General features: G+C 71.1%; 20 protein-coding genes. 17 read left to right on the top strand and 3 right to left on the bottom strand.

What is annotated here, in order from left to right:
- The first annotated feature begins 12 nt into the window (after positions 1 to 12).
- From AB0I69_RS03825 to AB0I69_RS03785, 9 genes are all read left to right on the top strand, one after another.
- Positions 13 to 864, top strand: coding sequence for a fumarylacetoacetate hydrolase family protein (locus AB0I69_RS03825; protein WP_363093890.1), 852 nt, complete (start codon positions 13 to 15; stop codon positions 862 to 864).
- A complete protein-coding gene (locus AB0I69_RS03820) occupies positions 864 to 1,853 on the top strand; it encodes an aldo/keto reductase (protein ID WP_363093889.1) in 990 nt (329 codons plus the stop codon). Before AB0I69_RS03825 ends, AB0I69_RS03820 begins: the two co-directional genes overlap by 1 nt.
- On the top strand, positions 1,850 to 2,767 hold the full coding sequence (locus AB0I69_RS03815) for an amidohydrolase family protein (protein ID WP_363093888.1): 918 nt from the start codon (positions 1,850 to 1,852) through the stop codon (positions 2,765 to 2,767). Before AB0I69_RS03820 ends, AB0I69_RS03815 begins: the two co-directional genes overlap by 4 nt.
- Complete coding sequence (larA, locus tag AB0I69_RS03810) at positions 2,764 to 4,044, top strand: nickel-dependent lactate racemase (protein WP_363093887.1); 1,281 nt, start codon at positions 2,764 to 2,766, stop codon at positions 4,042 to 4,044. The genes AB0I69_RS03815 and larA overlap by 4 nt, the downstream gene beginning before the upstream one ends.
- Complete coding sequence (gene larB, locus AB0I69_RS03805) at positions 4,041 to 4,835, top strand: nickel pincer cofactor biosynthesis protein LarB (RefSeq protein ID WP_363093886.1); 795 nt, start codon at positions 4,041 to 4,043, stop codon at positions 4,833 to 4,835. Before larA ends, larB begins: the two co-directional genes overlap by 4 nt.
- The gene (gene larC / locus AB0I69_RS03800) at positions 4,832 to 6,034 is read left to right on the top strand and encodes a nickel pincer cofactor biosynthesis protein LarC (protein ID WP_363093885.1); all 1,203 of its coding nucleotides are present in this window, start codon (positions 4,832 to 4,834) and stop codon (positions 6,032 to 6,034) included. The genes larB and larC overlap by 4 nt, the downstream gene beginning before the upstream one ends.
- Positions 6,031 to 6,882, top strand: a complete 852-nt coding sequence (gene larE, locus AB0I69_RS03795) for an ATP-dependent sacrificial sulfur transferase LarE (RefSeq protein WP_363093884.1) — start codon at positions 6,031 to 6,033, stop codon at positions 6,880 to 6,882. The genes larC and larE overlap by 4 nt, the downstream gene beginning before the upstream one ends.
- A gap of 97 nt (positions 6,883 to 6,979) precedes the next feature.
- Positions 6,980 to 7,561: a TetR/AcrR family transcriptional regulator gene (locus AB0I69_RS03790; RefSeq protein WP_363093883.1), complete on the top strand. Its 582-nt coding sequence runs from the start codon at positions 6,980 to 6,982 to the stop codon at positions 7,559 to 7,561.
- A 56-nt stretch (positions 7,562 to 7,617) separates the two neighbouring features.
- Positions 7,618 to 8,370 (top strand): SDR family NAD(P)-dependent oxidoreductase, encoded by a 753-nt coding sequence (locus tag AB0I69_RS03785; protein ID WP_363093882.1) that lies wholly within the window; start codon positions 7,618 to 7,620, stop codon positions 8,368 to 8,370.
- Here the strand turns inward: AB0I69_RS03785 and AB0I69_RS03780 are convergent.
- On the bottom strand, positions 8,313 to 8,822 hold the full coding sequence (locus AB0I69_RS03780; RefSeq protein ID WP_363093881.1) for a hypothetical protein: 510 nt from the start codon (positions 8,820 to 8,822) through the stop codon (positions 8,313 to 8,315). The two genes, AB0I69_RS03785 and AB0I69_RS03780, sit on opposite strands and share 58 nt — an antisense overlap.
- A gap of 549 nt (positions 8,823 to 9,371) precedes the next feature.
- Here AB0I69_RS03780 and AB0I69_RS03775 point away from each other — a divergent pair.
- From AB0I69_RS03775 to AB0I69_RS03745, 7 genes are all read left to right on the top strand, one after another.
- A complete protein-coding gene (locus tag AB0I69_RS03775) occupies positions 9,372 to 9,746 on the top strand; it encodes a hypothetical protein (protein WP_363093880.1) in 375 nt (124 codons plus the stop codon).
- A 301-nt stretch (positions 9,747 to 10,047) separates the two neighbouring features.
- Entirely contained in the window at positions 10,048 to 10,404 is a 357-nt protein-coding gene (locus AB0I69_RS03770; protein WP_363093879.1) for a zinc ribbon domain-containing protein YjdM, read from the top strand.
- Between the two features lie 158 nt (positions 10,405 to 10,562).
- Positions 10,563 to 10,904, top strand: coding sequence for a metalloregulator ArsR/SmtB family transcription factor (locus AB0I69_RS03765; RefSeq protein ID WP_363093878.1), 342 nt, complete (start codon positions 10,563 to 10,565; stop codon positions 10,902 to 10,904).
- Positions 10,901 to 12,634: a SulP family inorganic anion transporter gene (locus tag AB0I69_RS03760; RefSeq protein WP_363093877.1), complete on the top strand. Its 1,734-nt coding sequence runs from the start codon at positions 10,901 to 10,903 to the stop codon at positions 12,632 to 12,634. The genes AB0I69_RS03765 and AB0I69_RS03760 overlap by 4 nt, the downstream gene beginning before the upstream one ends.
- Positions 12,631 to 12,996, top strand: coding sequence for a pyridoxamine 5'-phosphate oxidase family protein (locus AB0I69_RS03755; RefSeq protein WP_363093876.1), 366 nt, complete (start codon positions 12,631 to 12,633; stop codon positions 12,994 to 12,996). The genes AB0I69_RS03760 and AB0I69_RS03755 overlap by 4 nt, the downstream gene beginning before the upstream one ends.
- Positions 12,996 to 13,421, top strand: coding sequence for an ATP-binding protein (locus tag AB0I69_RS03750; protein WP_363093875.1), 426 nt, complete (start codon positions 12,996 to 12,998; stop codon positions 13,419 to 13,421). Before AB0I69_RS03755 ends, AB0I69_RS03750 begins: the two co-directional genes overlap by 1 nt.
- 36 nt (positions 13,422 to 13,457) lie before the next feature.
- A complete protein-coding gene (locus AB0I69_RS03745) occupies positions 13,458 to 13,868 on the top strand; it encodes an anti-sigma factor antagonist (RefSeq protein ID WP_363093874.1) in 411 nt (136 codons plus the stop codon).
- Between the two features lie 11 nt (positions 13,869 to 13,879).
- Here the strand turns inward: AB0I69_RS03745 and AB0I69_RS03740 are convergent, their stop codons facing one another.
- Both AB0I69_RS03740 and AB0I69_RS03735 read right to left on the bottom strand, forming a co-directional pair.
- The gene (locus AB0I69_RS03740; RefSeq protein WP_363093873.1) at positions 13,880 to 14,101 is read right to left on the bottom strand and encodes a hypothetical protein; all 222 of its coding nucleotides are present in this window, start codon (positions 14,099 to 14,101) and stop codon (positions 13,880 to 13,882) included.
- Between the two features lie 38 nt (positions 14,102 to 14,139).
- On the bottom strand, positions 14,140 to 14,325 hold the full coding sequence (locus AB0I69_RS03735) for a hypothetical protein (protein WP_363093872.1): 186 nt from the start codon (positions 14,323 to 14,325) through the stop codon (positions 14,140 to 14,142).
- Positions 14,326 to 14,537: 212 nt separating this feature from the next.
- Here AB0I69_RS03735 and AB0I69_RS03730 point away from each other — a divergent pair, with 212 nt between their 5' ends.
- Entirely contained in the window at positions 14,538 to 14,888 is a 351-nt protein-coding gene (locus AB0I69_RS03730) for a metalloregulator ArsR/SmtB family transcription factor (protein ID WP_363093871.1), read from the top strand.
- Positions 14,889 to 14,904 lie beyond the last annotated feature (16 nt).

Genomic DNA, 14,904 nt, shown 5'->3' with positions numbered 1-14,904 from the left:
CGAGGAGTACCGATGAGATTTCTGCGCGTGGGCCCGGCGGGCTCCGAGCGGCCCGTGGTCCTGGATTCCGACGGCACCGCGAGAGACCTGAGTCCGCTGACCGTCGACATCGACGGAGCGTTCCTGGCCGAGGGTGGCGTGGAACGCGCCCGTGCCGCCCTGGCCGAGAACGTGCTGCCGCGCACGGACATCGCAGGCCGGCGGGTCGGTGCCCCGGTCGCACGCCCCGCCAAGGTGGTGTGCATCGGGCTCAACTACGTCGATCACGCTGCGGAGACCGCGACACCGCCCCCTGCCGAACCGGTCGTCTTCATGAAGGCGGCCAACACGGTCGTCGGCCCCGACGACACCGTGCTCGTGCCGCGCACCAGTGAGAAGACGGACTACGAGATCGAGCTAGCCGTGGTCATCGGCCGCACCGCGCGCTACCTGGACTCGCCGGAGGCGGCGGACGACGTCATCGCGGGCTACGCGATCGCCGACGACGTCTCCGAGCGGGCCTTCCAGCACGAGCGGGGCGGACAGTGGGACAAGGGCAAGTCCTGCGAGACCTTCAACCCGCTCGGCCCCTGGCTGGTCACCCCCGACGAGACCGGCGACCCGCAGGGGCTGGCCATGCGGCTGTGGGTCAACGGCGAACTGCGCCAGGACGGCCACACCAAGAACATGATCTTCGGGGTGCGCCATATCGTCTGGTACCTGAGCCAGTTCATGGTGCTGGACCCCGGAGACGTGATCAGCACCGGCACCCCGGCCGGCGTTGCCTTCGGCGCCAACGACTTCCCCTATCTGGTCGCCGGCGACGTGGTCGAGGTGGAGATCGACCGGCTCGGCCGCCAGCGGCACGTCCTCGGACAGGCCTGATGACCTCCGCGAGCCCGCCCTGGTTCACCGAGCGCGTCCCGCTCGGCCGCTCCCAGGCCACCGTCAGCCGTATCGGCCTGGGCACCGCACCGCTGGCCGGGCTGTTCTCGGCGGTCGGCGACGAGCAGGCCACCGCCACCCTCGACGCGGCCTGGGCGGCCGGTGTCCGGTACTTCGACACCGCCCCGCACTACGGCGCCGGGCTCGCGGAACGGCGGCTGGGATCCTTCCTCGCCGACACCGGCCGCCCGCGCGCCGAGTTCACCGTGTCCACAAAAGTGGGACGGCTGCTCGTGCCGGGCGACGCCGCCCTCGGGGACGAGGCGTACCACGGCGAACGGGGGCTGGTCCGGGTGCGCGACTACAGCGCCGAGGGCGTCTACCGTTCGTTCGCCGAGAGCCTTGAGCGGTCCGGTCTCGAAGCCTTCGACACGGTCCTGATCCACGACCCGGACGACTACTGGGAGGACGCGGTCACAGGGGCGTACCCGGCACTGGCCCGGCTGCGCGACCAGGGAGCGGTCCGGGCGATCGGCGCGGGCATGAACCAGACGGCGATGCTCACCCGCTTCGTCACCGAGACCGACCTCGACTGCGTACTCGTCGCCGGCCGCTACTCCCTGCTGGACCGCGGCGCGGCCGACGTGCTGCTGCCGCTGTGCGCCGAGCGCGAGGTGGGCGTCCTGGTCGGCGGCGTCTTCAACAGCGGCATCCTCGCCGACCCGTCCCCGGGCGCCACCTACGACTACGCCCCGGCCCCCGACGAAGTGCTGCGCCGCGCCCGGTCCCTGGCCGAGCGGTGCGCAGCCCACGGGGTGCCGCTGGCCGCCGCCGCGCTGCAGTTCCCGCTGCGCCACCCGGCGGTCACCGGTGTGGTCCTCGGCGCGCGCAGTCCACTGGAGGTCACGGAGAACATCGCGCACGCCACGGTGGAGATCCCCGCGGAGTTGTGGGCGGAACTCGACGCCCTGGCGGGGGCCCGGCCATGACACGGATCGACGCACACCACCACGTCTGGCGGCCCCTGCCCGCGACGCCTGTGGCAGAGACGGCTCCGAGAGGGCCCAGGACCGCTTCCGGCCCTAGCCGTCGCGCGCACGACTGGCTGGACGCCCCCGACATGGCAGCCGTACGCCGTGACTTCACCCTCGACGACCTCGCACCGGAGGCCGAGGCGGCGGGCATCGACCGTACGATCCTGGTCCAGGTCCTCCCCGACGCCGACGAGACGGTGGAGTTCCTGTCCCTGGCGGGGGCGGCGGACCTGATCGCCGGTGTCGTCGGCTGGGCGGACCTCACCTCGGACCGCCTGACGGACACACTGGCCGCGCTGCGGACGGGCACCGGAGGTGAACTCCTGGTAGGCGTCAGGCACTTGGTGCAGGGCGAGGCGGACCCGGGCTGGCTGAACCGGGCGGACGTCCGACGTGGACTGGGCAAGGTGGCGGACGCGGGTCTCGCCTACGACCTGCTCACCCTCCCGCGCCAACTCCCCGCCGCCATCGCCACCGTACGAGCACTGCCCGAGCTGGTCTTCGTCCTCGACCACCTGTCCAAGCCGCCCATCGCCTCCGGCGAACTGCACCCGTGGGTCTCGCTGATCCGTGAACTGGCCGCCGAACCCAACGTGTTCTGCAAGCTGTCCGGCATGGTCACCGAGGCGGACCGCACCGGCTGGACCGTCGCGGATCTGCGCCCGTACGCCGATGTGGTGCTGGACGCCTTCGGCCCGTCCCGGGTGATGTTCGGCTCCGACTGGCCGGTGTGCCTGCCGGCCGCTTCCTACGGGGAGGCCGTCCGCGCGGCCGAGGAAGTGACCGACCGGCTGACCGTCGCCGAACGTGCCGAGGTCTTCGGCGGCACGGCGGCCCGCGCCTACCGACTGCGGAAGGAATACCTGTGAAGATACGTCTGGCCTACGGGCAGTCGGGGCTCGACATCGAGGTGGATCCGCGGACGGCGACCGTCGTCGAACCCGTTCACCACGAGGCCGCCGGGGACCAAATGGCCGTATTGCGCGAGGCGTTGCGCGCCCCCGTCGCCGGGCCCCCGCTGCGCGAACGGGTGCGACCGGGGCAGACGGTGGCGATCTCGGCCTGCGACGGCACCCGCCCCCAGCCGCGCCATCTGATGATCCCCGCCGTCCTCGACGAACTCGAAGGGATCGTCCCTCTGGAGGACGTGGTGATCCTCGTCGCCACCGGCACCCACCGGGGCAACGGCGAGGCGGAGCTGCGCGAGATGTTCGGCGACGAGGTCGTGGACGCCGTACGCATCGTCAACCACGACGCCCGCGACCCCGGACAACTGACCTGGATGGGGAGGTACGGCAACGGCGTCCCGGTCTGGCTGAACCGTGCGTGGGCCGAGGCGGACGTCCGCATCACCACGGGCTTCGTCGAACCGCACTTCTTCGCCGGTTTCTCGGGCGGTCCGAAACTCGTGGCCCCCGGCCTGGCCGCGCTGGAGACGGTCCTCGTCCTGCACGACGCGGCCCGCATCGGCGACCCGCGCGCCACCTGGGGCAACACCCACGGCAACCCCGTCCATGACGACGTACGGGCCATCGCCGAGGCGACCGGAGTCACCTTCTCGCTGGACGTGGTGCTGAACCGGGACAAGGACATCGTGGCCGCCTTCGGAGGCGATCTGGCGCCGATGCACGCCGCGGCCACGGCCACGGCGAAGCGCATGGCGATGCGGCCGGTCGAGGCGCGGTTCGACGTCGTCGTCACCACCAACTCCGGTTTCCCGCTGGACCAGAACCTCTACCAGGCGGTCAAGGGCATGTCCGCCGCCTACCAGGTGGTCAAACCCGGCGGCATGATCGTCTGCGCAGCCGAGTGCCGCGACGGCTTCCCCGACCACGGCTCCTACCGGGAGGTGCTGGCCTCCGCTCCATCCCCTCAGGCCCTGTTCGACGACATCAGCGCCCGCACCGAAACCGTGCCCGACCAGTGGCAGGTGCAGATCCAGGCACGTATCCAGTCCGGCAGCCGGGTCGTCATGCACACCGGCTTCCTGAGCGACGCCGAACTGGCCACCGCCCACCTGCGACAGACCCGCGACATCTCGGCCACCGTCGCCGAGGCGCTGGCCGCAGCGGGTCCCGGCGCCCGTCTCTGCGTCCTGCCCGAAGGACCGCAGACCATCCCGTACGTCGACAGGAGCGGGGCATGAGCGGAGTACTGGACCTGGGCTTCGCCCGGCTTGACCTCGCCCGCGAGGCCCGGCAGGGACTCCCCGAGGTCGTCTACGGGCCCGGCAAGACAGTCGAGCAGATCAGCGGCATCGTCACCGGGCTACTGGAACACAACACCGGCCCTGTCCTCGTCACCCGGATCGAAGCGGAGACCGCCGAGGCCGTCATGGCACGGCTGGATCCCGGCGTGCACGACGAGGAGACGCGAGGCCCGGGGCCGTATGACGGGCAGCCACACGCCCCGGGTACGTACGACGGTCAGCCACACGGCCCAGGAACGTACGACGCCGAGGCCCGGCTGCTGTACTGGCGGCCGTCTCAGGCCGGGGACTTCTGCGTGACGGTGGTGGCCGCCGGCACCTCGGACCGGCCCGTCGCCGCCGAAGCCACCGCCGTGGCCGCCGCCGTCGGCCTGGACACCACCGCCATCCACGACGTGGGGGTGGCCGGCCTCGACCGGATCCTCCAGGTGCGTGACCGGCTCCAGGCCGCCGACGCGGTGATCGTCGTGGCCGGGATGGAGGGCGCCCTCGCCAGTGTCGTGGGCGGTCTGGTGCGCGCACCGGTCGTCGCGGTGCCGGTCTCCACCGGGTACGGCGCGTCCCTGGAGGGCGTCACCGCACTGCTTGCCATGCACGCCTCCTGTGCTGCGGGGGTGACCGTGGTCAACATCGACTCCGGCTTCTCGGCCGCGATGGCGGTTCACCGCATCGCCCAAAGCCTTGCGAACACCCAGAGGCGTGTGAACACACCCGGAGGCGCCCGGTGATCGTCTGGATCAACCCGTTCACCGGGCTGGCCGGAGACATGCTCCTGGCCGCCCTCATCGACGCCGGAGCACCGCTGGACGCGATCCGGTCCTCGATCGCCGCCACGGGTCTCACCGGCTGGGAACTGACCGCCGAGCGCGTCACCGACCACGGGCTGGCCGCCACCCGGGTCCACGTGGAAGTCACCGACCCGTGCACCGAGCGGCAGGCCGCCGAAGTCATCCGCCTCGCCTCGCGGGCCACCCCCGAACCTGTCGCCGCCCTCGCGGTCGCCACCGTGACCGCCGTCGCCGAGGTGGAGGGCCGCCTGCACGGCGCCGACCCCGCCACCGTCCACCTCCACGAACTCGGCGGCCACGACACCCTGGTCGACATCGTCGGCGTCGCGGCCGCCCTGCATGCCCTGGGCGTCTCCGACGTCTTCAGCGCACGGATCCCGCTGGGCCGGGGGCGGGTGACCTCGGCGCACGGAGTACTGCCCTGCCCGGCACCCGCCACGCTGGCGCTGCTCGCCGGAGCGGCCGTCATGGGCAGCGATCTGCCCGGCGAAACGGTGACGCCCACCGGCGCCGCACTGCTGCGCGCGCTCGGAGCGCGGTACGAACCGCCGCCCCCCATGACCCTGGGCCGCACCGGGTACGGGGCGGGCACCCGCCGCCTGCCGGACCGGGCCAACGTCACGGCGGTGACCCTGGGAGTCCCCGCCCCGGCAGCTTCGAGTCAGGACCCTCCGGCGGAGAACGTCGTCGTTCTGGAGACCAACCTCGACGACGTCACCGGCGAGGTCCTCGGACACACCATCACCCGGGCGATGGAGTCCGGTGCTCTCGACGCCTGGGTGACGCCCGCCATGATGAAGAAGAACCGTCCCGCGCACGTGCTGCACGTCCTGACCACCCGACAGGACGAGCGTCGGCTGCGCGACCTCGTACTGTCGGAGACCGGCAGCCTCGGCATCCGTCGCGTCGACGCCACCCGCACCGCGCTGCCGCGGGACTTCGAGACCGTGCACGTGGACGGCCACCCGGTTCGGATCAAGCACGGTCCGCACGGCGCAAAACCCGAACACGACGACCTCGCCTCCGTCGCCGCGGACCTGGGCATGCCCCTCCGGACCGTCGCGGCACGCGCACTCGCCAAGAGCGGCCGGGTCGCCATCCCTCAGCACACCGACCTTCTCGCAGGAGGACAACCATGACCGTCACAGACGAGGGAGCGGCCGCGCTCGTACACGCCGACGCGCTCGCCGACCGGCTTCTGGACCGCATGCGCGCCATCGGCGCCGTCGCCGTGGCCTATTCGGGCGGCGCGGACTCCGCCCTCGTGCTCGCCGCCGCCGTACGTGCCGTCGGCCCGGAGCGGGTTCTCGCCGTCACTGCCGTGTCGGAGAGCCTGGCCGCCGGTGAACTACCGCACGCCCGCCGCCTGGCCACGGACCTCGGCGTCACTCATCTCACCCCGCGCACCAGCGAACTGACCCGTCCCGGCTACCGCGCCAACGGCCCCGACCGCTGCTACTTCTGCAAGTCCGAGGTCCTGGACACCATCACCGTGCTCGCCCACGACCACGGATACGAACTGGTGGCCACCGGAACCAACGCGGACGACGCCCGGGACCCGCACCGCCCGGGCATCAGGGCCGGCCGGGAACGCGGCATCCACACCCCGCTCCTCGACACCGGCCTGACCAAGGCGGAGGTGCGCCTGCTGAGCAGACACTGGTCACTGCCGACCTGGAACAAACCCGCGACACCCTGTCTGGCCAGCCGCATCCGCTACGGCATCGAGGTCACCCCGCACCGCCTGGCCCGCGTCGACCGGGCCGAGACCGCGGTGCGCGCGATCCTGGCCGACGCCGGACTGACAGTGACCGACCTCCGGGTCCGCGACCTAGGCGACACCGCCCGCCTGGAAGTGGACGCCTCGCTCGTCGACCGGATCTCCGCGCTCCCCGGGCTCGCCGGGGCGCTGGCGGACGCGGGCTTCGCCGAACTGCCCCGCCGGGTGGAGCCCTTCCGATCGGGACGGCTCAACTCCGAGACCTAAGGCCGTGGCGCGGCGCCCCGCCCAGCAGCGGATCGGCCGGTCACGCGATGACGAACGGCACCCCAGTGAGCAGCGCGATTCGAGAGCTTCTATAGCGGTGCTACAGAATGCAGCCGGTGACGCCCGCGAGCGACTGCTCGCCGCCGCCTTCGAGATCGCCACACGTGACGGTGTCGACGCGGTCTCCACGCGTGCCGTCTCCGCCGCCGCAGGTGTGCAGGCCCCGTCGCTGTACCACCACTTCGGCGACCGGTCGGGACTGATCCGCGCGGTCGTCGACGCGGCGTTCGAGGAGCACTTCCACCGCAAGGACACCGCTACCCCGGTCGCTGACGCGGACCCGCGTGCCCGCGTCGCCGCAGGATGGGACGCGCACATCGCATTCGCGCTCGCCTACCCGGGTCTCTACCCTGCGATGTACCCGACAGCCGGCCCGCTGCCGAGCCAGGTCGAACGAAGCGGCGCGCTGCTGCGCGCCGGTTTCGACGAGCTTGAGCAGGCAGGCGCCCTCCGGCCCGGGATCACCGCGGCGCTGGCGACGAACGCGCTCCGCGCGGCCCTGCGCGGTGTCGCCCACGCCGTCGCCGTGAACCCCGACAACGGCGACAACGACGCGACGTCCGCCGTCGTCCGCGACGCGCTCATCCACGCGCTCGTCGGAGACCGGGCGCATAACTGACTCCTCGCCGATCCGGGCCCCGACCGAGCGAGAACCCGCACGATGGAGCAACACCCATGACCGATCTGCTCGCAGGCAAGACCATCCTCATCACCGGCGCCTCGTCCGGCATCGGCGAATCCGCCGCGCGTCTGTTCGCACGCGAAGGCGCGAACGTCGTCATCACAGCCCGCCGCAAAGCCGAACTCGACCGTGTCGCCGAGGACATCGCCGCCGATGGAGGCAACGTCCTCGCCGTTCAGGCCGACACCACCGACGCCGGCGAACTGCAACGAGCCGTCGCAGCCGCGGTCGAGAGGTGGGGGCGCGTCGACAGTGCCCTGAACAACGCCGGCCGAACCCAGGGTGGCCGTCGCCTCGCGGAGGTCACCGACGAGACCTTCGACTCCGTCCTTGAGACCAACTTCAAGGGCGTGTGGCTGGCGATGACCGCGGAGGGCGCTGCTGGTGGCTCGATCGTGAACATCAGCAGCATCGGAGGCACCTTCGGCGCTGCCGGGCAGAGCGTGTACGGGGCGACGAAGGCCGCGGTCATCGCCTTGAGCCGCGCCGCCGCAGCCGAATACAGCCGCGACGGTGTCCGCGTGAACGCCATCGCGCCAGGTGCCACGATGACCGAGATGATGGTCTCCCGGCAGCAGCGCGACCCGAGCATCGTCGAGCACCTCAGCTCCCTCGCCGCCCTGGGCCGCCCCGGCCAACCGGACGAGATCGCTGAAGCTGCCGCCTGGCTCCTGAGCGACCGCGCGAGCTACGTCACCGGCACGACCCTCGGCGTCGACGGCGGCACTGCCCCCTGGCCGCACTGAGTCGTCCTGAGCCGCACTGCCACTCCATTCGAACAGCGCGCCACAGCCGGCGACAGCAACCGAACCGGGGCCACCCGACGCCGACGAGACCTGCACCTCTTCGCGAACAGCGCCTGCGTTTCCGGCCCGTGGGTCAACGGCACACCCGAGCGCGGCGGCCGGTCACTGATGCGCCGGCGTAGGCACAGGTCGACTTGGTCTGCAGTGCGGATGGTCGTGGGGTGGCGGGCGTCGAGCTGCGTCTGGTTCCAGTCCATCTTGATGAGGGCCGGCAATTCCTCGGCAAGATGAACTGGGCTGGATTCGGTGTCGATCAGGCGGAAGGGCAGAGGCGAGGGCAGAAGATCCGGCCCAGGCCGGCGGGCGGGTTCGCGCCGCTCGTCGCCGCTGGTGAGCATCTTCGGCGCCTCGGCGGACACATTGATCCCCATCTCCGCCATGGCCTCGGCCACCGCCGGGTTGGCCTTCTGGCGGGAGCGGAGCCCGCTGATCGGAACCCTCGCGAGACGGTGGCCATCGATCAGTTGGGCGCAGAGGGGATGACCGCTGCCGGTGATGCCGACCAGGGCCTTCCGGGTGAAACGGTTGGATTCGGGCCTCCGGGTCCAGGGCCTGCGAGGACGTCCGGTTCGATGTCCACTCAGGTCCGGGAGATGAGCAGTGTCGAAGTCAGCCCCGGACCGCGGGACGTTGTCGCCGCCGCGAGGCAACACCCCCGCTTTGTCCTGGAGTTGCAGGGCCGGTTCGCAGCGGGTCGAGGTCCGTCCGGGCTCCCGAGCCGGGCGATCCGGGTTTGCGGCTCGCGCCGGATCAGGCGTCAACTTCCGTACGAGTCGGGCCAGTTCTGGCACATCAACAGGTCCTGTCGGGCCGTTGTTCGATCGTCGCGGGTCAGTCCCGAAGAGACTCCCCGCGGGCGAGGGCCGCGTGCGTACGGTCCGCACACCGAGGCGGATCGACTGCACCGGTCCGCCGCAGTCAACGGAACAAGGGGAGGCATTGTGGCGAATGTGGAAGTGTCGCTGAAGGAGATGATGGCCGGAACTGAGGGGGCGTTGGGGGCCGCGGTCGTCGACTACACCAGCGGGATGGCGCTGGGCACCCTGGGCGGCAGCAAGACCCTGGACCTGACGATCGCCGCGGCCGGCAACACCGATGTCATCCGCGCCAAGGTACGCACCATGGAGCAACTGGGCCTCAAGGGCCAGATCGAGGACATCCTGATCACACTGGACAGCCAGTACCACCTGATCCGCCTGATCACCGGCCGCGGTGGCAACGGCCTGTTCCTGTACCTCGTGCTCGACAAGGCCCGCTCGAACCTGGCCATGGCCCGCCACCAACTCAAACGCGTCGAGGGGCAGATCGAGATCTAGCCCGGCCGGCATTGCCGGGACCACGCCTGCCCATGATGTGAAGACTTCTTCAACTCATCACATCCACATGCTCGCAATGTGCGGTCGTGTCAGGGTCCAGGGCGTGCAGGATCGGCTTCCGAGGGCGGCCCGTGGTGTGGCGCCGCCCTCGGAAGCCACCCCATCCCGCGAGCCGCACTCCCACCCGGCAAGCAGCGAGCGTCCATGCACACCTCGGTGGCCTCCGGGACGAGCCCTGGAGAAGAGAACGACAGCCCGGCGGAGGGATCGTCCGAGATGGAGGGCCGGATACGCTGCCGGGATGATCGAAAATCTTCCTCCCTGCCCGAAGTGCTCGTGTGAGTACACCTACGAGATGAACGCCCTGGTGGTGTGCCCGGAGTGCGGCCACGAGTGGGTGCCCGCCGAGGCCGGCTCGGATCCCGGCGACTCCGCGGAGCGGGTCGTCAAGGACTCTGTCGGCAATGTGCTGCAGGACGGTGACTCCGTGGTCGTGGTGAAGGCGCTCAAAGTCAAGGGGAGCCCGTCGGGGATCAAGGCGGGCACGAAGGTGCGCAACATCCGGCTGGTCGACGGGGTCGACGGCCACGACATCGACTGCAAGATCGACGGTTTCGGGGCGATGCAGCTCAAGTCGAGCGTGGTCAAGAAGGGCTGACTCGCCCGCCCCTCCCGCTTGGAGTGCCGGGCAGTAGCTTGATGCTTAATTGCAAAATTTCGCAATTGGTTAGATGCTGTGTTGGCTGTGTCTGCAGGTAGTCGCGGGCGCAGCCTTCACTTGCCTCCCGGGTGGGGCGTCGGGGAAGCCGAGGAGCCGTGTCCGTTCCGCTGTACCAGGCCAAGGCCGAGTTCTTCCGGATGCTGGGGCATCCCGTGCGGATACGGGTGCTGGAGTTGCTGCAGGACCGGCCGATGCCGGTACGGGATCTGCTGGCCGCGATCGAGGTGGAGCCCTCCGGCCTGTCGCAGCAGCTGACGATGTTGCGCCGCTCGGGCATCGTCAGTTCCAGGCGCGAGGGCTCGACGGTGGTGTACGCCCTCGCGAGCGGGGATGTCGCGGACCTGATGGGGGCGGCGCGCCGGATCCTGGCGGACATGCTCGTGGGGCGGAACGAGTTGTTGGCCGAGCTGCGGGAAGCCGGGGTCGCCGCCCGATGAAGATGCCGATCGGCCGGGTAGGTGCCCGGCTCACCGCGCTGCTTCCCGGCCGTATGGATCTGGCGGAGATACGCCGCGACCCGCGCCGGGACCTGCTGGCCGGCCTCACGGTGGCGATCGTCGCGCTGCCGCTCGCGCTCGGCTTCGGAGTCTCCTCCGGTCTTGGCGCGGAGGCGGGGCTGGCGACCGCGGTCGTCGCCGGCGCGCTGGCGGCGGTGTTCGGGGGTTCGAATCTGCAGGTGTCCGGGCCGACGGGCGCGATGACGGTGGTGCTGGTGCCGATCGTCGCCGCCCACGGGCCGTCCGGTGTGCTGACGGTGGGGCTGATGGCGGGCGTGATGCTCGTCGCGCTCGCCCTGCTGAGGGCCGGCAAGTACATGCAGTACGTGCCCGCCCCGGTCGTCGAGGGCTTCACGCTCGGCATCGCCTGCGTGATCGGTCTGCAGCAGGTCCCGAACGCGCTGGGGGTGCCCAAGCCGGAGGGCGACCGCGTGCTGGTGGTGACCTGGCGCGCGGTGGAGGAGTTCGGGAAGAACCCGAACTGGACCGCCGTCGCCTTCGCGGTGGCGGTCGCCGCCGTGATGCTGATCGGTGCCCGGTGGCGGCCCACGGTCCCGTTCTCGATCCTCGCGGTGATCGCGGCCACGGTAGTGGCCCAGGCTGTCGGCCTGGACTCCGCGAAGCCGATCGGCGACCTGCCGTCCGGTCTGCCCGCGCCCTCACTTTCCTTCCTCGACCCGAGCACGCTCGGGTCCCTGCTCGGCCCGGCAGCAGCGGTGGCGGCGCTGGCCGCGCTGGAGTCCCTGCTGTCGGCGTCGGTGGCCGACGGCATGACGGTAGGCCAGAAACACAACCCTGACCGCGAACTGTTCGGCCAGGGCCTGGCCAACATCGCCGCCCCACTGTTCGGCGGCGTCCCGGCAACCGGCGCGATCGCGCGGACCGCGGTCAACGTCCGTACCGGCGCGAGCTCCCGGCTGGCCTCCCTCGTCCACGCCGCAGTTCTCGCGGTGATCGTGTTCGCGGCCGCGCCCCTCGTCTCCAGGATTCCGGTGGCCGCGCTGGCGGGTGTGCTGCTCGCCACGGCGATCCGCATGGTCGAGGTCGGCTCGCTCAAGGCGATGGCGAAGGCCACCCGCTCCGACGCGCTGATCCTGGCGCTGACCGCCGTCGCGACCCTCGTGCTCGACCTCGTGTATGCCGTGATCATCGGCCTGGCGGTGGCGGGCGTCCTTGCTCTGCGCGCGGTGGCCATGCAGGCCCGGCTCGAAGAGGTCCCCCTGGACCGCGGTGACCACAGCGCTGAGGAGCACGCGCTGCTGGCCGAGCACATCGTGGCGTACCGGATCGACGGGCCGCTGTTCTTCGCCGCCGCGCACCGCTTCTTGCTGGAGCTGGCCGAAGTCGCCGACGTCCGTGTGGTCATCCTGCGCATGTCCCGGGTGATCACCATCGACGCCACCGGCGCCCTCGTCCTCAAGGACGTGGTGGAGAAGCTGAACCGGCGCGGCATCGTCGTCATGACCTCCGGGATACGCCCCGGTCAGCGCCAGGTCCTGGACTCGGTCGGGGCGCTGGAGCTGCTGTGTCTGGAGGGGCGCGAGTACGCCGCCACACCGGAGGCGATCCAAGGCGCCCGCAGCTACCTGGAGTGCGCCGGCGTCGTGCCACCGCTCCCCGCCCGGACGCCACGACCCGTTGACGAGCAAACAGAGGAAACCGTCGGATGAGCACTCCGCCCGCATCGCTGCGCATGGTCGAGGTCTCCGGCGCGGAGGCCCTGTGGCTGCTGGAGAGCAGTGAGCCGGGGCAGCTGATGCACCCGCAGCGGGACCTGACCGTCATCCGGCCCGGCCGGCACACGTGGGAGTACGGCCGCCTGGTGGTGCGCGCTCCGGTGCCGGCGGCAGCAGTCCCGCTCACGGCGACGTACCAGGTGGACGAGGTGCGTGCCGCGACCGGCACCTGCTGGACGGTGCCGGTGGCCGGGCCCGCCGAGGCGATCACGGATCCGAACGAGGCCGCCCTCCCCCATTGTCTGCATCCCCAGCCGCTTTCCGGTTTCCGGCCGGCCCGAGGGAGGGAGAGTTGATGTCCACGCGGCTCGAAGCCCTGCCCCACCGGCATGTGCTCACCCTGCCCAGCGAGCCGTCCGCCGTCCGGCTGTCCCGGCAGACCGCCGAGCGCGCGCTGACCGAGTGGGGGATCAGCCTGCGCCACCCCGCCATCGACCCGGCCCTGCTGATACTCGGCGAGCTGGTCACCAACAGCGTCCGGCACGCCGCCGTGCTCTCCCCCCAGGTGACGGTGATCTACGCGGCGGGCGCGGACTGTCTGGCCTTCGCCGTGCACGACCGCCACCCCTACCAGCCTGCCCTCTACGCGTCGTTCACCGACACCGGCACGGGCGGCCTGGCCACCGTCATGGAGCTCACTCTCGGTCTGGGTGGCACCGCGGTAGTCCGGGGCGATGCCGACGGCAAGGGCAAGAGCATCTGGATCACCCTCCCCCTCTGAAGCACACAGACTGACCGCGCAAGGGAGTTGACGATCATGACCATCGAGTGGCGCTACACCGTCGAGCAGGATCTCGGCGTCCTCTCCGTCTCCGGATACCTCGGCCCGGACGCCGTCCATCGCTTCGCGGGTGCTGTCGGCTGGGTGGTGGGGCGTGGCAGGGGTCCGGTCATCGTGGATCTGACCGGACTGCGCGGCTGGTCGGCCGAGGGACAGGTGGCGATCACCGAGGCCGCGCGCCGTCTGGCCGCAGCGGGCCGCGCCCTGGAACTGGCCGCCATCCCTGCCGACGGATCCCTCGTCCCCGACGGCGACTGCCCGCCCATCCCCGTGCACCCCGACCGGGCCGGTGCGCTCGCCGCGCACGGCACACGGCCCGGCGAGCCGATGAAGGGCCGACACGAGTGGCGTACGACGGGATGGCGGACCGACGAGCCTCGGGCCTGACCTCGCCGAACTCAGCCGGGCGCGAAGGCACCATTGCCGTCCCGCACGGGCACGACGGTGCTGACGTCCCGCTCCGCGGCGATGGCCACGTCTTCGGCGAAGCCGGTCGAGGCCGGCTCCTGGCCGGAGACGCCTGCGGCGACCGCGTCGGCGAGTGCCGTAACCGTGGGCCGTGAGCCAGCTACCGACCGCGGCGGTGTTGCGCAGGCAGAGCAGACGGCGACCACCGGCACACTCTGCCCCCTGCGTCGAGCCGCGTGCCGCGCGCGGCTCAGCTCTGCTCGCCGTCCGACGCGGGCGTGGTGGTCCGGCCGCCGAAGGACAGCCGCATCATGTGGGAGTGCCCGCACCGGGGGCACGCGCCCTCCGCGCCGACGGCGCTGGGTCGGCACTTCAGGCGGCAGGCGGGGCACTTGTACCAGGCCACCCCGGGGCCGCGCAGCGGAATGATTCTCACGCAAGCCTCCCTCACAACACGTAGAGACTTGCTAATGTTAGCAATTGTTGAGGTCGTTGCCGCTGGTTTCGGGCAACTGGGTCCTCGTGCGCGGATTCGGTGTGACCGTCGCCGCAGGCGAGGATGGGCCGCATGTGTGTGACGAGTAGGTGGATGCGATGCGCCGAGGACGGTCGGGTGCGGCCGTGCTGCACCGGGGAGGCGACGACACGATGAGTACGCCGCTGTACCAACTGAAGGCCGAGTTCTTCAAGACGCTCGGCCACCCGGCCCGTATCCGGGTGCTGGAGCTGTTGAGTGAGCGCGAGCACGCGGTCGCGGAGATGCTGCCCGAGGTGGGCATCGAGCCCGCCCACCTCTCCCAGCAGCTCGCGGTGCTGCGGCGGGCGAACCTGGTGGTGACCCGGAAAGAGGGTTCCACCGTGTACTACTCGCTGACCAGCCCGGACATCGCCGAGCTGCTCCGGGTCGCCCGCACCATCCTGTCCGGGGTGCTCGCCGGGCAGGCCGAACTCCTCGCCGACCTGCAGGCCGCCCAGGCGCAGGCCAAACCGCCGTCGTAGCGGCGGCCCCCGATCG

It is taken from the genome of Streptomyces sp. NPDC050508, assembly GCF_040655155.1.
Classification (GTDB): Bacteria; Actinomycetota; Actinomycetes; order Streptomycetales; family Streptomycetaceae; genus Streptomyces.
This window is presented reverse-complemented; position numbering and strand designations above follow the sequence as displayed.